Consider the following 18,303-nt stretch of genomic DNA (forward strand, 5'->3'; position numbering starts at 1 on the left):
ATGTATTTGGTTGCGTTTGCCATCGTTAAACTAGCGGCTGTCCCGCTCTTTTACCGATGGCATTGTAGAGAAAAGACAGTGCAAGGGCAAAAAAAAAGCGGGAGCCTGAGGCTCCCGCAAAACGACTCGGCACTGCTCCTAGCGACCGCGGGCGGCACGCTTGGAAGCCTTCAGCGGGTTAATCTTGACCTTGCCTTCATTATCCACGGAAGCGCGGACATGGGTGGCAAAGTTGCAGACACCGGCGGCCCATTTTTTGGAAGGCTGGGCATAAGAGGGGCAGTACTTGCCGCCTTCAGCCTCGACGATACGTTCGCAGCCTTCACATTTCTCCACAACAGGCTCCATAATCATGCCTTTGTACTGGAGACCGGCATCGGTCATAACAGCTTCGGCCAGGGAACCCTTCTGAATTTTCTTGTTCTTCTTGCCGTTGGACTTTGCGTTGCTCGCCACGGTAGCGCTCCTTAAAATCGTAGTATCGGTCTTTGGTGTCGACCGCTGGTCGACGTTGAATCAAAAAATAAAGAGGCGGCATTAATATGCGCCCCAGCCCCGCTTTGTCAAGAGGCGGAGACCGTTTTTTCGATGCCGGATCGTCTTTGTCCGCTACAAAGCGCGAACCGATTCCAGCAGTACTTTGGTAACCTTGGTCACGTTCTCCTGAAACGTTCGCAGCACTTCTTCCCAGGTTACGGCGGCCTCATCGGTTTTCCAGCAGTCGTAATCTGTGCTCATGGCTACAGCCGCATAAGGAATGCCCAACTCGTTGGCAAGGATACATTCAGGGGCCGTGCTCATGTTGATTACGTCCGCCCCCCAGGCTCGGAACATGTTGGATTCCGCTCTTGTGGAAAAGCGTGGTCCTTCGATGGTGACTACGGTTCCCGTGGTGTGGTGCTGGATGTTTGCGGCGCTGCATGCGAAGCAAAGCGTTTCCCGCAAGGCTGCGTCAAACGGTTCGGCCATGGGGGTGTGGGATGGAGCATGCGGTTCAAATTCTTCAAAGAACGTCAACGCGCGCAACCGAGTAAAGTCAATGAATTGATCCAGCACGACCAAATCACCACGTTCGATATCTTCACGCAGCGAACCAACGGCCGTTGTGGCTAAAATTGCATCACACCCGAAATCGCGCAACGCCCACAGGTTAGCACGGTTGTTGACTTTTGTCGGAGAGTCCGTGTGTTGGCGGCCATGCCGGGCCACGAGAGCCACCTTTCGTCCGGCGATGGTTCCCGTTTTGAGTGGCGAGGCAGGGGGGCCAAAAGGCGTCTGCACCACCATGTCCTGAGCGTTTTCCAGAATATCCGGATCATCAAGTCCGCTTCCACCAATGATGCCAATGGTCCGCATGGCCAACTCCTACAACTTGAGTAAATATTCATGGGGCAGACCATTGAGCTTGGACGGTCCGTCGAGGAAACCGAGTTCCACGACAAAACCGATGCCCACCACCTCGCCGCCTCCTTGGGTGATCAAATTGAGCATGCCGCCGACCGTACCGCCCGTGGCCAGCAAGTCGTCGATTACAAGCACCTTGTCTCCGTCGTTTACAGCATCTTCATGCATGCAAAGGGTGTCTTGCCCGTATTCCAGGTCATAACTCACCTGCCGTGTTTTGTAGGGCAATTTTCCTGGCTTGCGGACGGGGACAAAGCCGAGGCCCATTTTATAGGCCAGGGGAGCGCCGAACAAGAAACCGCGAGCTTCGGCAGCAGCGATTTTGCTTGCACCGCAGTCAGCAAATCGTTCCGCCAATGCGTCAACGGTATATTGAAAGGCTTCCGGCTTTTGCAGGAGGGGGGTAATGTCAAAAAAGACAATGCCTTCCTTGGGATAGTCGGGAATGTCGCGAATACAGGCGCGCAGGTCCATTGGGTACTCCTTCTTGAATCTCGTCACAGACGGAATATGTAAAGGTTGCCCTTTGTTGTGTCAACGCGGCTTTGGCCTTGCGCAGAGCTGGTCGGTCCTGTACACCCTGCCGAGGGCGGCTGGCCCGAGAGAGCGAGGAACGGCATGGAACATCGCGCCAAGCGAAGTCTGGGACAGAATTTTTTGATAGACGACAATATTTGTCGGAGAATCGTCGATGCCCTAGATGTGGGTGACGACAGTCTCATTGTGGAGATTGGGCCGGGGAAGGGGGCGCTTTCACGTTTTTTGTTGCAGGCGTCCCCTCGGAAATATATCGCGCTGGAAAAGGATGCGGCGTTGGCGGAGGCTCTTTCGGATCGCTATCCCCAAGCCCGTGTCCGTTGCATGGACGCCTTGCAGTTCCCCTGGGAAGATTTAACCGGTCGTGTGCAGATCGTTGGCAATCTTCCCTATAATATAGGATCTCGTTTGATCTGGGACATCGTCAGCCGAGTGCAAAGTTATGATCGGGCTATATTTATGGTTCAACTGGAAGTGGCGCAACGGCTTACGGCCAAAGCTGGCGAAAAGGCTTATGGGGCGCTGGGGGCGTGGGTCCAAAGTTTTGCGGAGACGCAATTGCTGTTCCGGGTTCCCCCTACTGTGTTCCGGCCGCAACCCAAAGTCATGTCCGGCGTGGTACGCTTTACTCCCCTTGGAGTGGAGTGCCGGCCTGCCGATCCAGTGGCGCTCTCCGAGGTTCTGCGGCTTTGCTTTCAAAAACGCCGCAAACAGTTGGGCAATATTTTAAGAACACGCTGGAACGATGAGCTTTCACAATGGTTTGCAGAGGAGGGGCTTTCTCCTACTCTTCGGCCGGAAGCACTCACTCCGCGCCAGTTTCAGGGCTTGGCAGCCAGAATTGTTATGAATAATGCGGAGTCGTAGGGCTTTTCCTATTGACTTGAACCTGAAAAATCTGTTTTAGATTCTCAATCGTTTCTAGGAAAACGCCCAGGGCGCCATGTTTGTAGAGCAATTTGCCTGTTGTGCCCTGGACAGAATAATGAGTTTGCATTAAGTGAATTTTGGAGTGTCCGGGCATTGCCGCAGGACGATCCCGCCGACGGCGGTCGAATAATGTCCATCGTTGGTCGATTAACCATCTATGAGGAGGAAGGACAGATGACGAAGGCTGAGTTGGTAGTCAAGATCGCAGAGAAGGCCAATCTTACGAAAGCCAACGCTGAACGAGCGCTGAATGCTTTTTTGGAGACCGTTGAAGGTACTCTGGTGAGTGAAGGCAAGCTGACGCTGACCGGCTTCGGCACCTTCATGGTCGAGGAACGCAAAGAGCGTATCGGTCGCAATCCTCGCACCGGTGACGAAATCAAAATTCCCGCCACCAAGGTCGTCAAGTTCCGTCCCGGCAAACTGCTCAAGGAAGCGGTCAAATAGCAGGGGGAGATGCATATGCTTCACGGCGAAACCGTCCACAGTCCGCTTCCCCAGGATATCCCCTGGTGGATGCCCGATCATGCCATCTTTTTTGGCGTTTTGTACATCGTCATCGCCATTCTCGGCATCGGTATGGGCTATGTTGTCGTCAAGTCCTGGTGGGAAGCCCGCAACAGCGAATCCCACTAAGCCCACTCCAGAAATTTGAAGGGACGGTTGGCCGCTTGGCTGACCGTCCTTTCTGTTTGGTAAAATTTTTCTTGCTTTTTGTGTTTTGTGGGGGTATCAAATTTTGTTCTACAGACTTCGGTCTGTTGAATTAATTCCCCCTCGTGAGGAGGTGATTTCCTTTGCCCGGAGTGTATCTTGACGATAACGACAGCTACGATGTCGCGCTTCGCCGGTTTAAAAAGCAGGTGGAGAAGGCTGGCATTCTGTCTGAGCTGAAGAAACGGCAGCATTACGAAAAGCCGTCTGTCCAGCGAAAGAAGAAGAAGGCTGCCGCCAAAAAGCGTCTTGCTAAAAAGATGCGGAAAATGAAGTCGAACTAAATGACACTATTGTCTACAATAGAAAATGATTATCTCACGGCCTTCAAGGCCAGGGATGACGTTCGGGTGGCCGTCTTGAGAATGCTCAAGGCGGCCATCAAGAATGCTGCTGTTGAATTGCGTCGTGAGCCGACCGACGACGAGGTGTTCGACATCCTGTCCAAGCAGGTAAAGCAGCGACAGGACTCCATCGAACAATACACCAAGGGGAACCGCCCCGACCTGGCCGATCAAGAGCGCCGGGAAATGGATATTCTTCAGGAGTATATGCCGTCCCAGCTCGACGAGGCAGAGCTGGAACGCGCCGTTGACACGGTGATCGCTGAGTTAGGGGCTTCCGGCATGGCCGACATGGGTCGGGTCATGCAGGCCTTGCTCGGCCGGCATAAGGGCCAGGTTGACGGAAAAGCCGCCAGCACTTTGGTTCGTACCCGCCTCGCACAATAATTTCTGCACCCTATGGATTCCAGAACCGCACAGTTGCTGGAGTTTCCCAAAATTCTCGACGCCTTGGCCGGATTTGCCGTTTCCGAGCCTGGTGCCGAGGCTTGCCGGGAACTTACGCCCTATGACTCTTTGTCCGAAATTCGTAATCAAAACGACCTTGTTGCATTGGCCCGTGAATGGGTCGGGGTAACTGGGTTCCGCTTGACGTGGTTTCCTGCTCTGGATGGGCTTTTTGCCTTTGCTGAAGCACGCAAACAACGAAGTCTGGATATTGATGATTTTACTGCGTTGGGTCAGGTTCTGCGCACGGCACGCGAGGCGTGGCGAGCCTTTTCCGAAGGCGACGAGCGTTATCTGAGACTTCGTGAGGCGCTTGGCAGTGGCTCCTGGCCTGTAAAGCTTGTCTCCGCTGTGACGCGCTGCATTGATGCCGAAGGGCGGATCCGCGACGAAGCCTCTCCCGAGCTGTCGGTTGTTCGTTCGGAAATTCGTAGCATCCATCAGCGATGCACCAAAAAAGTCAAAGATTTTATATTAGGACGCGATCTTTCGCATTTTTTGCAAGACGAGTTCATGACATTGGCTTCAGATCGGTACGTGCTGCCGCTGAAGGCGAATTTTAAGGGACGGTTTCAGGGCATCATACATGATTACTCCCAAACGGGTGAAACATGTTATTTTGAACCCATGTTTCTTGTGGAGCTGAACAATCAGCTCCAGGAATACAAAAAGGAAGAGGCTGTCGAGGAACAGCGCGTTCTGGAATACCTTACCGGGTTGTTCCGTCAGGAACGACAAAGCGTCGAGAATTGTTACACTTTTCTTGTGCAGTTGGATGTAATACTTGCCAAGGTGGCTTTGGGCCATCGGCTGGATGCTCGCCCATTGGAGGTGGATGAATCCGCGAATCTGCATCTGCCCGAAGCCCGGCATCCTTTGCTGGTGCTGGCTGGACATTCCGTGCAGGCGGTAGACGTGTCTTTGCGACCTGGAGACCGGACGCTGGTCATCAGCGGCGGCAATGCGGGCGGCAAAACCGTGACGCTCAAGGCCGTGGGGCTTTGTGCGCTTATGGCCTACGCCGGTTTACCTGTTCCCGTGGCTGCGGGAGGAACACTGGCCTATTTGCCGCGAGTGTTTGTCATAATGGGGGATGAACAGAGCCTTGAAGGGCATGTGAGCACTTTTACCGCGCAGATTCAATATTTCAGCCGGGCCTGGGAACAGGTTGATCAAAAATCATTGTTTCTTCTCGATGAATTTGGAGCTGGTACCGATCCCACGCAAGGCGCTGCACTGGCCCAGGCCGTCATCGACAAGCTGACAGAACGGGGCGGCGTAAGCCTTGCCGCCACCCACTTTCCGGCTCTCAAAGCGTACGCCTTGGCCACGGAAGGCGTGCGTGCCGCCAGCGTCCTCTTTGATCCAAAAACAAAAAAGCCGTTGTATCGGCTTGCGTACGATCAAGTGGGGGCGAGTATTGCTCTTGACGTGGCGCGTGAGCACGGTTTCCCCGCGGAAATTTTACAAAAAGCAGAGCAATACCTGCTGCTGGAGGGATCGGAAACCGGCAGCGTATTGGGACGTCTCAATTCCTTGGCCGTCAAACGGCAACAGGAACTGGATGAACTGGCGGAACAAAAACAACGGGTTGCGTCCCGTCGTCATCGATTGGAAGAAGATTTCGATAAGAAAAAAAATCAGTTGCTTGAAGAAGTGCGTTGCGTTTCCCAAACGGTCCTTCGGGAGTGGAAGGAGGGGCGTGCAGGACGGAAACAAGCCTTGAAAAAGTTGGCCGAAGTACGCGAACGTGTTACCCCCGACGAACCCAAGAATGCGCCAGCTCAAACCGTACCCTTTGGTTGGGATGATGTTCACGTTGATGGTCAAGTGCTTTATCTCCCGTGGGATAAGCGTGGCCGCGTCGTGGAAAAAGATGAAAAAAAACGACGTGTCAAGGTTGATTTGGACGGGGTGGCCATGTGGGTCAACGGCTCCGATCTGGGACCAGCCTCCACCCGCGAGCAGAAAACACGTGTGGTGACGCCGAGCGCTCCCGCCGCCGGTCCCACATTGACCCTTGATCTCCGGGGGATGCGTGCGGATGTAGCCATCAGTGAATTGGAGCGTTTTTTGGATGCAGCCTTGTTGCGCGGCGCCACAACGTTGGAAATCGTTCATGGACGCGGCACAGGCGCTTTACGTCGTGAGGTGCACCAGTTTTTGAAACAATTTCCTGCTGTTGAACAGTTCTCCCTGGCTCCGGAGGATCGGGGCGGGGATGGTATGACCGAAGTGACCCTCAAATAGGGCAGACAGCCCGGAGGAGAGGGGAATGCAGTCGGACGCCATACAACTTGTCAAAAGTCGGCTGAACATCGCTGATGTGGTACGGCGCTATGTTGACCTGAAACCCGTTTCAGGTCGGTGGATGGGGGTATGTCCTTTCCACCAGGAAACCAAGCCCTCCATGTCCGTCAATGAGCAGGAAGGTTTTTTCTATTGCTTTGGATGTCAGGCGTCCGGGGACGTTATTGATTTTTTTCAGCGCATCAATGGCTTGGAATTTCGGGAGGCCTTGGAGCAACTGGCTGCCGAGGCCGGGGTTGATTTGCAGAATACCAAGCCGGATCCCCACGCGGATGAGCGCCGTAAAGCCAAGCGTCTTTTTCTCGATATGCACACCTGGGCCGCAAAACATTACCAGGACAACCTTGGTCGGGCCGCCGGTCGCGTTGCGCGGGATTATTTGAAAAAGAGAGGCATGGTCGGAGCGGTGGCCCGGGATTTCGGCCTGGGATACAGCCTTGACGGTTGGCATGATCTTGATCAATTTTTGCAGTCCAAGGGGTTTACCCAACAACAGGGGGTTGAATCCGGTCTCTTGTCAACCAATGCGAAAGGGTCTATATATGATCGTTTCCGCGGTCGTCTGATTTTTCCCATCCAAAATTTATCCGGTCAGGTTATTGCTTTTGGCGGAAGAATAATTACTGATGGAGAACCAAAGTACCTCAACAGCAGTGATTCGCCGATCTATAAGAAAGGGGAACATCTCTACGGGTTGTATCAGGCTCGCAGACATATGACCCGTTCCCGGCGGGCGTTGCTCACCGAAGGGTATGTGGACGTGCTTTCGCTGCAGCAGTTCGGTTACAAGGACTCTTGCGGCGTGCTTGGAACCGCGCTCACTTCGGAGCAGGTTCGCCGATTGGCTGGATTTTGCAACAGGGTGGATTTGGTCTTTGACGGTGACGCCCCGGGGAGAAAAGCCGCGCTTCGCAGTGCGGAAATGATTTTGCTGCAGGGACTCAAGGTCAAGGTGGTGCTCCTTCCTGAGGGAGAGGATGTGGACAGTTTGTTGCAGCAACACGGCACCGATGGATTTGACGCTTGCCAGACAGATGCCCAGGACGGCCTCGGGTTTGCCATGCACACACTGCGTACCGAACATTCGCCCAAGGAAATTATGACCTGGGCACAGGATTTTTTACAAAAGCTCCAGGACGCCTCGCTCAAGGCCTACTACCTCCCGCGCATAGCGCAGGGGTTGGGACTTGCCGAGGCTGAATTGCGTTCCAGCGCCGGATTTTCTCCGCGTCGCGGACGTACACCAAGACCCCGGGCCACGACGAGCATGGGCCGGGAGGACAAGGACGATCGGTATTTTCTGAGTTTTCCCATTCAATATCCGGACTACGTGCCAAACCTAACGCAAAAGGGTTTTGGAACCATCCTTAAGACCTCCTGGGGCCAAGGGCTCTGGGCGAAGTTGGTGCAGCACCATGGGCAGGATGTCCTCCCCCACCTGGACGACCAGGAAAAACGGTTTTGGGCCGAGTGCCGGTTGAAGCTGGAACAGTCCTGCGCCCTATCGGGTGAGGAACTGGCCGGGGAGTGGAAACATATTTGTGGGCGCATTGAAACCGTGCGCGACAAGTGTCAGCGGCGGGAATTGATCCAAGCCCTTAAGCTGGCGCAAGAACAGGGCGATGAGCAGGCGGTGGCCGAATGCACCAAGGCTCTGAACGCATCCCTGGGGAGGAATGATGAGTAATATCAAAGAAATTCAGCAGATTAAAACCCTCATCGCCAAGGGTAAAAAGAACGGGTATTTGACGTTCGAGGAAGTGGGCAAGGCTCTTCCCTCGGACATGAACAGCCCGGAACAGATCGAAGAAGTCATCAATATCTTCGATGATATGGACATCGTCATCGTGGAAAACGAGGCCGCAGCAAAAAAGCTGGTCGAAGATTCCGACGATGGAGAGGATGGCATCCAGCTGGTCAAGGGTGATGAAGATGTCATCGACTATTCCTCCCGCAGCACGGATCCCGTGCGCATGTATCTTCGCGAGATGGGGGCCGTGCATCTTCTCGACCGCGAAGGTGAGGTGGTCATCGCCAAAAAAATTGAAAATGGCGAGCTGGATGTGCTTTATGCGCTTGTAGAGGTTCCTGTTGCCGTTGAGGAACTTATCCAGGTGGGCGAGGATCTTAAAGAGCAACGCATTAAGTTGAAGGATGTGGTCAAAACCATTGAAGAGGATGATCCGTCCGAAGACGAAATGAATCAGCGTCAGCGGGTCATCTATCTGCTGGACGAGGTGCAGCAGCTCTACAAAAAAAAGAGAAAGATTTACGAAAAACTGGACAGCTGCGCTCAGTTGGAACGGCGCGTGTACGGCGTGCAGATGGAAATCCTCAACTTCAAGGATGAAGTTGTTCGTCGGTTGCGGGATATCAAGCTTGAAAAAACCCTCATCGACAGGATCATCGAGACCGTGGGCGACTATGTACGGCAGATGCATAACTGTCAGCGCGATCTTTCCGCCTATGTGCTTTCCGTGGGCAAGACCCGGGATGAGATCGAAACCATTTTCCGCGATGTGGACAATCGGGAAATGAATCCTGTCGCCGCTGCTGACAGCCTGGGCATGACCGTGGAAGAATTTTTTTCCTTCAAGGAAATGCTGGCAGGCAAGCTGGAAATTTTGATCCGGCTTCAGGAGAAATGCCGTCACAACGTCCACGATCTGGAAGAGGTGCTCTGGCGTATCAAGCGGGGCAATCTGGCGGCGAGTCGCGCCAAGCAGGAATTGATTCGCGCCAACCTCCGCCTTGTGGTTTCCATTGCCAAGAAATATACAAACCGTGGACTACAATTCCTTGATTTGATTCAGGAAGGCAACATCGGGTTGATGAAGGCCGTAGATAAGTTCGAGTATCAGCGTGGATACAAGTTTTCCACCTACGCCACATGGTGGATTCGCCAGGCCATCACCCGCGCCATTGCGGATCAGGCCCGTACAATCCGTATCCCGGTTCACATGATCGAAACGATCAATAAGCTCATTCGTACGTCCCGGTATCTTGTGCAGGAATTGGGACGTGATCCCTCTCCTGAAGAAATCGCGGAGCGCATGGATTATCCGCTGGAAAAAGTCAAAAAAGTGCTCAAGATCGCCAAGGAACCCATTTCCTTGGAAACACCTATTGGTGATGAGGAAGACTCCAGCCTGGGTGATTTCATTGAAGACAAAAAGGCCACGGCCCCTGCCGAGGAAGTGGTTTCCACCAAGCTCAGTGAGCAGATTGCCGCTGTGCTTGCAGACCTTACGCCGCGTGAGGAGCAGGTGCTGCGCAAACGTTTTGGCATCGGAGAAAAGAGTGACCACACTCTTGAAGAAGTGGGAAAGCTTTTCAATGTGACCAGGGAGCGTATTCGTCAGATCGAGGCCAAGGCGCTTCGTAAACTCCGGCATCCCGTCCGGTCGGCTTTGCTGCGATCCTATTTTGACAATTGATCGGTTCCCAATAGAAGACTCTACGGGGAGAAGGGCGGCCCGCCTTTCTCCCCGTTTTCATTTCCTTTGGGGTAACAACGACGCAGGAAGAACGCATGGAATTATATGATTGGCTGCCGCTAACGGCCGTTGTGCTGGATATATTGTTGGGCGATCCACCAGATTGGCCGCATCCGGTGCGTTGGATTGGATGGGGGGCGGAACGCCTGGAAGCCCTTGGTCGGCTGTTGTGCGCCGGAAATCCCGGACGCCGGTTCGGCACCGGGGCAGCCATTGCCTTGTTGCTATTGGTCTCCGCCGGTTACGGTGTTGTTGCCCTGTTGCCGGTTTTGGGGACTCTCGCAGCGGTCTATCTGGCCTATGCCGGATTAGCTTTAGGGTGCCTGCTTAACGAAACCAAGCGGGTTGCCGGTCTGCTTGATCGGGGCGATCTTACCACGGCCCGTTCGGCTCTTGCCATGTTGGTCAGCAGGGACACTACGGACATGAGCGAACAGGGATGCCGTCGTACTTTGGCAGAAACCCTGAGTGAAAACTTTAATGATGGATTTGTGGCTCCTTTCTTTTGGCTTTGCATTTTTGGCCCTGCCGGGCTTTGGCTATACAAAACGATCAGTACCTTGGACTCCATGTGGGGCTACCGGACGCCGCGATATGAGAAATTGGGATGGTTCGCGGCTAAAGCCGATGATGTCTTGGCCTGGGTACCCGCTCGGGTGTCCGCCGGAGCCATGTTGGTATGTGGGACGGTGCTTGGTCTGAACTGGCGGGAGGCGTGGAAGAATGCGCCCGTGGAAGCCCTTCGCATGGAAAGTCCGAATGCGGGGTGGCCCATGGCGGCAGCCGCCTGGTTATGCGCAGGGAGTATGGGAGGGGCGACACAGTATTTTGGAGTGATGAAGCAAAAACCATTGCTTGGCCCACCGGACCGTGCCTGGACTGCTCCGGCTTTGGCTTCGCTGCATCGGCTCGTCATGGGTGCCGCCCTGCTGGTAACGGTTTTGGGCCAATCCCTATGTCTGATGTTGTAACAGTCGGGAGGTGCGCATCAGGCTTTGACGGCCTGAAGAATGCGTTCCGCCATAAATGCACCGGCGATTCGTTGCTTCGCCACCGTTGTGGTTTCCAGCACTTTTTTTTCATCCATGGGCGCACTATCTGAGGATTGTCGGAGCATTTCTTCAAAAGCCTGTCGTAGCAGGCGGAATCCGGCATCAACTTCAGGATAGGCATTGTCCCGGCGCCAGGGGAGCACCAAGCGTTCATTGAGAAAACCTGTCTTATGGGATGGTGTCTGCAAAAGATAAAATGATTTCGGAACCCAATCGTTTCGTTCGTTTGCTTCAGGCCAGCAATGGGACATAAAGGATTCCGGCGGAACCGGAATTCTTGATTCCACCCGAACCATGGGCAGGCACAGGTCAATTTCATAGTTGTCCAACGTGATGGAATACGTAAGGACAGGACGTACATTGCCTCGTTTTTTTTGAATGTTCCATTCAATCCGCATTACCGGCTCTCCATGGGGATCAACTCGCCGAAAGGCGGCTGGTCTGTAGTCAGGTTCGGGGTTACCCAAAGAACCGGATATTCAGGTTCCACGGGAAATCTGTTGCAGTTGAGATCCGTAAGATAGATTAAGCAGGTCGGGAGCTGTCCGCGTTCCTCCACGTGGTTGAAGGCAGGACGATAATCCGTGCCGCCACCTCCTGCGGAGGCGATCTGCAAGGGCAGATCTTCCCGTTTCACTTCGAGTACTTGGTGTACTGCGGCATCAGACGTCAGCAGGGTTACGGACATATCGTAATCATCCAGCAGAGTCGTAATTTCGGCCCAAAAGCGTTGCAACGATTCTTCGTCCACACTTCCAGAGACATCCAGCACCACAACCACTTCGTCCAGTTCCTCACTTTGAAGGCCCGGGAGAATCAAACCGGTATGCAGGTAGCGTCGATTGGGGCGCATCCAGGAAAAATCATTGCGTGCAGCCCGCGACAGGAAGCGTTGCAGTATTTCTCTCCAGGACAATGTCGGCACGAACCGGTCCTGAAGCAATCGTTCCAGGCTGCCGGGTAATTCTCCGGCCTCGCGTTGCTTTCGAACTGCTTGACTGAGGGCTTCCGCCCACTGTTCCTCCTGCTCCGAATACAGAGCTTCCGGGTCCGCCAGGGATCCTTCAGGATTTTGTTCAGCGTCCCGTACCTCACCGGTCATACCGGGGTCGGAATTCCCTGACACATCGCTCGGCTCTTGTTGCCCCTCGCCTTCATTTCCTGGGCTGTTTCCCTGTCGATCTGGAGATTCCGAGGCTATTTCGTTGGAGGAGGTCTGCGCATCGTCCTCACCTTGTTCGGAGAGCGTGGAGGAACCGTTGTCTTCGCTCTCTTCCTCCCCATGGCCTGTTGCCGGATTGGCGCTTTGATAGTCGTTGCGCTCCCGGTCGATCTCACGGATGGCCGAATATATTTCCTCCGCGCTTTTGCCGTAATGCAATGGATCATCAAGAAAGCCCGTTGGCAGTTCTACCCCGGATTCCAATAGGATTGGATTGATCGCATAATCACAAGCCCGATTCCACGTCGCCTTGTCGCGTTTGTCCCGCCGCAGATGGTGGAGACAGGCCAGATGCAGTACTTCGTGGCAAAGCAAGCCCTTGAGTTTTTCCAGGGGCATGGCCTCGACGTAGCTGGGATTAAAAGCCAAAACGGAGCCGTTGGTCCAGGCCGAGGCGCACGATGCGTCTGGATAAAGCTCCAGTCGCATGGCTAAATGCGCGAAAAAGGGCATTTCCAGAACAAGTCCGCTTCTTGCTCGGACCATTTTTTCCCGGGCAACGTTGTCCCGAGTCACATGAGCACCTGGTGGTTGGAAACAGCCCACCCTTCAAACGCTTCGGTCTGAACAATGGAAGGATCGGTGAATGCGGCGTCACGCATAAGCAGTACACCGAATTCCGTGGGCATGCGTTTGGCCAATGTTGCCAATTCCGGCATGGTTTCGCGAGAAGCCCTGCGTGCCAGTGACTCGCACAACGCGCAAACAACGGCAGGATCCGTCGGAATCGATGCCTGCTCTGGATTGGCCAGCATCTCATCAACGTTCGGAAGCTCTTCCCAAATCCGCAAATACCCGGAAAGTTCTGTTGCTGCGCCTTTCCCTACGGTCCCGGCAATGATCTGCACGGCTTCAGAGCGGTCGGGCGTTGCAGATAAGATGCGAGCGGAAAATTCCCAGGATCGGGGGGAAGGAAAGGCCCGTTCTTTCTTTTGCGGGTCGAAATCGTGGAGCAGCTTTGGCCGGAGCTGCAAAAAAGAGATGATTCTGGAGTCCAGCCCGTTGGATCTGGCCCAGGTTGTCCAATCTTCAAGATTTGGCTCAAAATCAAGATGAACCAATCTGTTGGCCAGAGCTGAGGGCATTCTGTGCGTTGAAGAGCGGTCAGAGTCGCGATTGCCGGCGGCAACAATGGTCCAGCCGTCAGGCAAGGCGTACTCTCCGAGTTTTCGATCCAGAATGAGTTGATAGCAGGCCGCTTGAACAAGTGGTGGCGCTGCGTTCAACTCATCAAGAAAAAGAATTCCTTTGCCGGAACGGGGGAGGAAGGAAGGGGGGCACCAAACCGTATCCCCGTCTTGCCCAATATGCGGCAGTCCCCGTAGGTCCACAGGATCGAGTAAAACAGCGCGTACGTCGATCAATTCCAGGTGCAGTTTTTGGGCGACTTGCTGGACGATCTGGCTTTTCCCGACACCTGGAGCACCCCACAGAAAGGTAGGTTGGCTGATGGAGATAAGCTTTTGAAGTGCCGACACGATATGGCTTGGGGTCATGAAGTCTCCTTGTTTTTGGAGACTGTTTATTGAAAATGAAAATCAAAGTCAAGTGGCGGGTGTGGTCGAATACGGGGGGGAATTATGCATCGTATTATTCAAAAAAAGTAGATGATAATGAACGGGAAAAGGATGATCTCAATGAGAAATATGGCACGAAAGGGCGCTCACAAGCGATGCAAAACGCCCCGCGACCAAAAAAGTCACGGGGCGTTGAATGACATGGAGCATTGTAACTGGTTATTGCCCCAGTTCGATGCTTCGTTCGTAGCAGGCGCGTATTGCGTCGATCATGTTGGCCCGCATTGCAGTGCGATCCATGTGAATAAGAGCTTCCACCGTCGTTCCAGCAGGTGAGGTCACCATTTCACGCAATACGGAAACGTGCTGGTCAGAGGTGGCCGCCAGTTGCGCCGATCCAGTGAACAGCCCCTCAACCATTTGTGTGGCCATGGGGCGAGCTAATCCAAGTTCCACGGCCGCTTCAATACAAGCTTCCATCAGGTAGAAGACATAGGCTGGGCCGGAACCGATAACAGCGGTGAATGCATCGAAGTTCTGTTCCGGCAGAATGTGCACCTGACCCAGACTGTCGAAGAGGGAGCGGACGACATCCTTTTGCGATGTTTTGAGTTTGTCATCCTCAAGGCAAACCGCAAAAACACCGTCACCCACCAGGGCGGGAGTATTGGGCATGACGCGAACCACAGGGCAGGCGTGGCCGGTCCACTCCGCCAATTTGTGCATGGGCAATCCGGCACAGATGGAAACCAGGCATTGCTCCTTGCGCAACAGCGGGGCAAGAGCCGTACAAACGGATTGAGCATGCTGCGGCTTCACGGCGAGAACGAGGAAGTCGCAGCGGGAGGCCAGCTCCTCGGCGTTTTCCGCTGGAATCAGGCCGCACTCATTGGCCAAATTTTCCACATGGGCGGCATTGAGATCCGTGCCATGGATTTCCACATTTTGTAGTCCACGCGCAATGGCGGCCCCCATGTTTCCCAGTCCGATGAAACCGATGCTCGTGGTCATTTATCCCACCATTTCCAAACGGTTGAAGAAGTAGGCCACCTCGGTTTTCGCTGTATCCGGTCCGTCGGAACCGTGGCAGGCATTGTTTTGGATATCCGTGCCGTATTCGCCGCGAATGGTTCCCTTGGGGGCTTCGGACGAATTGGTCGGTCCCATGAGATCACGATACTGCCTGATGGCGTCGTCACCCTCCAGTACGCTGACCACGCAGGGACCAGAGGTCATGAACTCAACCAACTCACCAAAGAACGGACGTTCCTTGTGGACGGCATAAAAGCCTTCAGCCTGCTTCTTGGTCATGTGAATCATCTTCATGGCCTTGATCTTCAGCCCGGCATCCAGGATCATCTGCAAAATGTTGCCGGTGTTCCCGGCAGCAACGGCGTCAGGTTTGACGATGGAAAAGGTCAGTTCCTTCATAAGTTCCTCCTCAATGTGTAGTTGACGTATCCCCTCAAAAGCAACCGGGTCAGCCGAGCAGTGCGCGATCCGTCACGCAGCCCTCAGCGCCCAGTTCATGAAATCGTTCCAAAAGGTCAGGTACGCGCAGCGCAGCCTTTTCTTCCCCTTCAATGTCCAGGATGATGCGGCCTTGATGAAACATGACCAGCCGGTTGCCGTAGGCGATGGCTTGGGCCATGTTGTGAGTGACCATCAGGGTCGTGAGGCGCTCGGAGCGAATCAGTTCATCGGTCAATTCCATAATCTGTACAGCGGTTTTGGGATCAAGCGCTGCGGTATGCTCATCCAGAAGCAGTACTTTGGGGCGTACCAGAGTGGCCATGAGCATGGTCAGTGCTTGCCGTTGTCCACCAGAGAGAAGACCAGTGGCATCCGTAAGCCGATCTTCCAACCCTAATCCGAGCATGGCCAGTTTTTCACGGAACAAAGCGCGGTCCGCACGACGGACGCCTTTGCGAAGGCCTCTGGACTTGCCGCGTTTGGCAGCAAGGGCCAGATTTTGTTCAATCGTGGCATGTGGGCAGGTGCCGAGCAGAGGATCCTGAAAAACCCTGCCCAAAAAAGCGGCCCGTCGGTGTTCCGGCCAGTTCGTCACATTCTGATCGGCTACGGCGATGTTGCCTTCTTCCACAGGAAAAACACCGGCCAATGCGTTGAGAAAAGTGGACTTGCCCGCACCGTTGGAGCCGATTACCGTGATGAAATCTCCTTCCCGCACGTCCAGACTGACTTCTCGCAATGCAAGAACTTCGTTTATTTCTCCACGGTTGAAGAATTTACTCAGGCCTTTGACGTGAATCATGAGCGTGCCCCCTTCAGCAGGAGACGGCGTTTTATGCGGGGAGCCGTCAGCGCCAGGACAACAAGCAGAGCGGTGATGAGTTTTAGGTCGCTTGGGGTGACGGAAAAGATGCCCAGATCCATGGATAAGGCCAGGGCAATGGCAACCCGATACAGTACCGAGCCGAGCAATGCCGCGAACAGCGCTCGGCCAATCGTGCGGTCACCAAACACGGTTTCCCCGATGATGACCGAGGCAAGTCCCGCCACGATGGTGCCTACGCCCATGTTGACGTCTGCCGCTCCCTGGCTTTGCGCTACAAGGGCACCGGAAAAGGCTACCAGGGCGTTGGATAGACCTACGCCGAAAATGATCACGTTGTGCGTATTCACACCTTGCGCCGTGATCATACGGGGGTTGTCGCCCGTGGCAAGGACGGCCATGCCGATTTCCGTCCGAAGAAACCAGATCAGAAGCAGCACCATAATGCAGCCGATCAGACCGAACAGCAACGGGGAGGACAGGTTGGATGCCATGCCGGTCCACCGGGCGAACTGATCAACTGCGGTCTCCTGGCCGAGCAATGCCGTGTTTGGGCGTCCCATGATGCGGATATTGATGGAGTAGAGCGCTATCATGGTAAGAATGGAGGCAAGCAGGTGAAGGATTTTGAGCTTCGTGTTCAAAATTCCAGTGACCATTCCGGCCAGAAATCCGGCTCCTGCGGCCAGGACACAGGCAAGCCAAGGAGAATGTCCGGAAGAAATCACCACTGCGGAAATAGAAGCGCCCAACGGCAGACTGCCGTCTACGGTCAAGTCCGGAAAATCCAGCACCCGGAAGGTCAGATAGACTCCAAGCACCATGATCCCGTAGACAAAGCCCTGTTCCACGGCTCCGGTAAAAGCATATAATGTCATGTGAGTTTTCCCGTTTGTTTGGGGGCGATGCCGCGACGAACGAAAATGGGCGCGGCAGTCACCGCGCCCATACATCGAATCCAAAGGAATCGCAATGTGAACCTATTCAATGACCTTGGCGGCTCGTTCCAACAGGTCGGCGGGAATGCGTATCCCCATAGCCTCGGCAGCAGCGGGATTCACATGCAGAAGCAGGTCGCGAATGCTTTCAACCGGCGTTGTGGCAGGGTCAGCCCCTTCTTCAAGGATACGCAGGGCGATATCCGCCGTTTGGATTCCCATTTTGTAGTAATCAACGGCCAGAGCCGCGACGGTGCCGCGAGCCACGGAGTCGGTATCCCCAGAGAACAACGGCAGATCGTTTTCCTCACAGACTTTGATGGCCGACTCCAGAGCGGACACCACCGTATTATCCAAAGGGATGTAGACGGCTTCACAACGCCCCACCAAACTCTTCGCTGCCTGATATACGCCGCTGGAATTGTCGATGGTGGCCTCTACAACGGTGATGCCGAAGGGAGCGCATTCTCGTTTGAGCGCGTCCACCAGCACCACGGAGTTGGTTTCCCCGGCATTGTAGATCACGCCGAGTTCATGAAGATCAGGAAGGAATTCCCGAATCAGGGCCACGTGTTGGTCCATGGGACTCATGTCGGTCATGCCCGTGACATTTGCGCCGGGTTCTTCCAGGCTTTTGACGATTCGGGCGCTCACAGGATCGGTTACGCCGGTAAAGACGACCGGACGATCGTCCACGGCCTGTACCACAGCCTGAGCCGAAGGAGTGGTGATGGCCAGCACCAAGTCCGGCTCTTCGCCTTTGATTTGCTTGCCGATCTGGGCGTTGATGGCCATGTCGCCCTGAGCGATGTGGTCACTGAACGTGGCCTGAACGCCTTTTTCCGCGAAGCGGTCTTTAAATCCCTGACGCATGGCATCCAACGAAGGATGCTCGACGATTTGGGAAATGGAAATGTTGTAGGAAGCGGTTTGTTGCTCCGAGGGTTGGGGGACAGTATCGGAAGCTTTGTCCGCAGCGGGCTGATCGCTGCCGCACCCTGCACAAAGCGCAAGGCAAAGCAGCGCTGAAATCAGGAAAATACGTTTCATAGAGGATACCTTTGGTTGAAATTAGCTTGATGTGGATCAAAAAAC

At 54.4% G+C, this 18,303-nt stretch carries 21 protein-coding genes; 10 read left to right on the top strand and 11 right to left on the bottom strand.

The annotated features are described in order from the left end of the window. Positions 1–138: 138 nt before the first annotated feature. From B5D49_RS05720 to B5D49_RS05730, 3 genes are all read right to left on the bottom strand, one after another. Complete coding sequence (locus B5D49_RS05720; protein ID WP_407670523.1) at positions 139–456, bottom strand: PxxKW family cysteine-rich protein; 318 nt, start codon at positions 454–456, stop codon at positions 139–141. 153 nt (positions 457–609) lie between these two features. Further along, positions 610–1,356: an S-methyl-5'-thioadenosine phosphorylase gene (mtnP, locus tag B5D49_RS05725; protein ID WP_078716705.1), complete on the bottom strand. Its 747-nt coding sequence runs from the start codon at positions 1,354–1,356 to the stop codon at positions 610–612. A gap of 9 nt (positions 1,357–1,365) precedes the next feature. Then, a complete protein-coding gene (locus tag B5D49_RS05730) occupies positions 1,366–1,878 on the bottom strand; it encodes an adenine phosphoribosyltransferase (protein WP_078716706.1) in 513 nt (170 codons plus the stop codon). Positions 1,879–2,022: 144 nt separating this feature from the next. Here B5D49_RS05730 and rsmA point away from each other — a divergent pair, with 144 nt between their 5' ends. The 9 genes from rsmA to cbiB all read left to right on the top strand — a co-directional run bounded on the left by rsmA (position 2,023) and on the right by cbiB (position 11,154). Beyond that, on the top strand, positions 2,023–2,808 hold the full coding sequence (gene rsmA / locus B5D49_RS05735) for a 16S rRNA (adenine(1518)-N(6)/adenine(1519)-N(6))-dimethyltransferase RsmA (RefSeq protein ID WP_078716707.1): 786 nt from the start codon (positions 2,023–2,025) through the stop codon (positions 2,806–2,808). 237 nt (positions 2,809–3,045) lie between these two features. Then, entirely contained in the window at positions 3,046–3,318 is a 273-nt protein-coding gene (locus B5D49_RS05740) for an HU family DNA-binding protein (RefSeq protein WP_078716821.1), read from the top strand. Between the two features lie 15 nt (positions 3,319–3,333). Continuing rightward, a complete protein-coding gene (locus B5D49_RS14940; RefSeq protein ID WP_200806770.1) occupies positions 3,334–3,507 on the top strand; it encodes a hypothetical protein in 174 nt (57 codons plus the stop codon). A gap of 161 nt (positions 3,508–3,668) precedes the next feature. After that, positions 3,669–3,869, top strand: coding sequence for a 30S ribosomal protein S21 (gene rpsU / locus B5D49_RS05750; protein WP_078716709.1), 201 nt, complete (start codon positions 3,669–3,671; stop codon positions 3,867–3,869). After that, the gene (locus tag B5D49_RS05755) at positions 3,870–4,316 is read left to right on the top strand and encodes a GatB/YqeY domain-containing protein (protein WP_078716710.1); all 447 of its coding nucleotides are present in this window, start codon (positions 3,870–3,872) and stop codon (positions 4,314–4,316) included. Positions 4,317–4,328: 12 nt separating this feature from the next. Beyond that, positions 4,329–6,626 (top strand): endonuclease MutS2, encoded by a 2,298-nt coding sequence (locus B5D49_RS05760; RefSeq protein ID WP_078716711.1) that lies wholly within the window; start codon positions 4,329–4,331, stop codon positions 6,624–6,626. A gap of 25 nt (positions 6,627–6,651) precedes the next feature. Then, the gene (gene dnaG / locus B5D49_RS05765) at positions 6,652–8,373 is read left to right on the top strand and encodes a DNA primase (RefSeq protein WP_078716712.1); all 1,722 of its coding nucleotides are present in this window, start codon (positions 6,652–6,654) and stop codon (positions 8,371–8,373) included. Continuing rightward, positions 8,366–10,123: an RNA polymerase sigma factor RpoD gene (gene rpoD, locus B5D49_RS05770; protein ID WP_078716713.1), complete on the top strand. Its 1,758-nt coding sequence runs from the start codon at positions 8,366–8,368 to the stop codon at positions 10,121–10,123. The genes dnaG and rpoD overlap by 8 nt, the downstream gene beginning before the upstream one ends. A 95-nt stretch (positions 10,124–10,218) precedes the next feature. Then, positions 10,219–11,154, top strand: a complete 936-nt coding sequence (cbiB, locus tag B5D49_RS05775) for an adenosylcobinamide-phosphate synthase CbiB (RefSeq protein WP_078716714.1) — start codon at positions 10,219–10,221, stop codon at positions 11,152–11,154. 17 nt (positions 11,155–11,171) lie between these two features. Here the strand turns inward: cbiB and B5D49_RS05780 are convergent, their stop codons facing one another. From B5D49_RS05780 to B5D49_RS05790, 3 genes are read right to left on the bottom strand one after another with little or no spacing between them, the layout of a single operon-like run. Then, entirely contained in the window at positions 11,172–11,633 is a 462-nt protein-coding gene (locus B5D49_RS05780; RefSeq protein ID WP_078716715.1) for a hypothetical protein, read from the bottom strand. After that, positions 11,633–12,973: a vWA domain-containing protein gene (locus B5D49_RS05785; protein ID WP_078716716.1), complete on the bottom strand. Its 1,341-nt coding sequence runs from the start codon at positions 12,971–12,973 to the stop codon at positions 11,633–11,635. The genes B5D49_RS05780 and B5D49_RS05785 overlap by 1 nt, the downstream gene beginning before the upstream one ends. After that, positions 12,970–13,953, bottom strand: coding sequence for an AAA family ATPase (locus tag B5D49_RS05790; protein WP_078716717.1), 984 nt, complete (start codon positions 13,951–13,953; stop codon positions 12,970–12,972). The genes B5D49_RS05785 and B5D49_RS05790 overlap by 4 nt, the downstream gene beginning before the upstream one ends. Before the next feature lie 35 nt (positions 13,954–13,988). Here B5D49_RS05790 and B5D49_RS14725 point away from each other — a divergent pair, with 35 nt between their 5' ends. Then, the gene (locus tag B5D49_RS14725) at positions 13,989–14,174 is read left to right on the top strand and encodes a hypothetical protein (RefSeq protein ID WP_144019195.1); all 186 of its coding nucleotides are present in this window, start codon (positions 13,989–13,991) and stop codon (positions 14,172–14,174) included. Positions 14,175–14,193: 19 nt separating this feature from the next. Here the strand turns inward: B5D49_RS14725 and proC are convergent, their stop codons facing one another. The 5 genes from proC to B5D49_RS05815 all read right to left on the bottom strand — a co-directional run bounded on the left by proC (position 14,194) and on the right by B5D49_RS05815 (position 18,258). After that, positions 14,194–14,985 (bottom strand): pyrroline-5-carboxylate reductase, encoded by a 792-nt coding sequence (gene proC / locus B5D49_RS05795; RefSeq protein WP_078716718.1) that lies wholly within the window; start codon positions 14,983–14,985, stop codon positions 14,194–14,196. Beyond that, complete coding sequence (gene ndk, locus B5D49_RS05800; protein ID WP_078716719.1) at positions 14,986–15,405, bottom strand: nucleoside-diphosphate kinase; 420 nt, start codon at positions 15,403–15,405, stop codon at positions 14,986–14,988. It lies immediately after the preceding gene. Positions 15,406–15,454: 49 nt separating this feature from the next. Next, positions 15,455–16,249: an ABC transporter ATP-binding protein gene (locus B5D49_RS05805; protein WP_078716720.1), complete on the bottom strand. Its 795-nt coding sequence runs from the start codon at positions 16,247–16,249 to the stop codon at positions 15,455–15,457. Continuing rightward, on the bottom strand, positions 16,246–17,148 hold the full coding sequence (locus B5D49_RS05810) for an ABC transporter permease (RefSeq protein ID WP_078716721.1): 903 nt from the start codon (positions 17,146–17,148) through the stop codon (positions 16,246–16,248). The genes B5D49_RS05805 and B5D49_RS05810 overlap by 4 nt, the downstream gene beginning before the upstream one ends. A 102-nt stretch (positions 17,149–17,250) precedes the next feature. Further along, positions 17,251–18,258 (bottom strand): ABC transporter substrate-binding protein, encoded by a 1,008-nt coding sequence (locus B5D49_RS05815; protein WP_078716722.1) that lies wholly within the window; start codon positions 18,256–18,258, stop codon positions 17,251–17,253. Between the last annotated feature and the right edge of the window lie 45 nt (positions 18,259–18,303).

Origin of the sequence: Paucidesulfovibrio gracilis DSM 16080 (genome assembly GCF_900167125.1) — a bacterium.
Classification (GTDB): Bacteria; Desulfobacterota; Desulfovibrionia; order Desulfovibrionales; family Desulfovibrionaceae; genus Paucidesulfovibrio; species Paucidesulfovibrio gracilis.

Excerpts from the sequence above, each read along its gene's own strand:
- cbiB (WP_078716714.1), top strand. The coding sequence starts at position 10,219 with ATGGAATTATATGATTGGCTGCCGCTAACGGCCGTTGTGCTGGATATA.
- B5D49_RS05815 (WP_078716722.1), bottom strand. The coding sequence starts at position 18,258 with ATGAAACGTATTTTCCTGATTTCAGCGCTGCTTTGCCTTGCGCTTTGT.
- B5D49_RS05740 (WP_078716821.1), top strand. The coding sequence starts at position 3,046 with ATGACGAAGGCTGAGTTGGTAGTCAAGATCGCAGAGAAGGCCAATCTT.
- mtnP (WP_078716705.1), bottom strand. The coding sequence starts at position 1,356 with ATGCGGACCATTGGCATCATTGGTGGAAGCGGACTTGATGATCCGGAT.
- B5D49_RS05790 (WP_078716717.1), bottom strand. The coding sequence starts at position 13,953 with ATGACCCCAAGCCATATCGTGTCGGCACTTCAAAAGCTTATCTCCATC.
- B5D49_RS05730 (WP_078716706.1), bottom strand. The coding sequence starts at position 1,878 with ATGGACCTGCGCGCCTGTATTCGCGACATTCCCGACTATCCCAAGGAA.
- B5D49_RS14940 (WP_200806770.1), top strand. The coding sequence starts at position 3,334 with ATGCTTCACGGCGAAACCGTCCACAGTCCGCTTCCCCAGGATATCCCC.
- B5D49_RS14725 (WP_144019195.1), top strand. The coding sequence starts at position 13,989 with ATGAAAATCAAAGTCAAGTGGCGGGTGTGGTCGAATACGGGGGGGAAT.
- rsmA (WP_078716707.1), top strand. The coding sequence starts at position 2,023 with ATGGAACATCGCGCCAAGCGAAGTCTGGGACAGAATTTTTTGATAGAC.
- B5D49_RS05810 (WP_078716721.1), bottom strand. The coding sequence starts at position 17,148 with ATGACATTATATGCTTTTACCGGAGCCGTGGAACAGGGCTTTGTCTAC.
- dnaG (WP_078716712.1), top strand. The coding sequence starts at position 6,652 with ATGCAGTCGGACGCCATACAACTTGTCAAAAGTCGGCTGAACATCGCT.
- B5D49_RS05780 (WP_078716715.1), bottom strand. The coding sequence starts at position 11,633 with ATGCGGATTGAATGGAACATTCAAAAAAAACGAGGCAATGTACGTCCT.
- ndk (WP_078716719.1), bottom strand. The coding sequence starts at position 15,405 with ATGAAGGAACTGACCTTTTCCATCGTCAAACCTGACGCCGTTGCTGCC.
- rpoD (WP_078716713.1), top strand. The coding sequence starts at position 8,366 with ATGAGTAATATCAAAGAAATTCAGCAGATTAAAACCCTCATCGCCAAG.
- B5D49_RS05755 (WP_078716710.1), top strand. The coding sequence starts at position 3,870 with ATGACACTATTGTCTACAATAGAAAATGATTATCTCACGGCCTTCAAG.
- B5D49_RS05805 (WP_078716720.1), bottom strand. The coding sequence starts at position 16,249 with ATGATTCACGTCAAAGGCCTGAGTAAATTCTTCAACCGTGGAGAAATA.
- proC (WP_078716718.1), bottom strand. The coding sequence starts at position 14,985 with ATGACCACGAGCATCGGTTTCATCGGACTGGGAAACATGGGGGCCGCC.
- B5D49_RS05760 (WP_078716711.1), top strand. The coding sequence starts at position 4,329 with ATGGATTCCAGAACCGCACAGTTGCTGGAGTTTCCCAAAATTCTCGAC.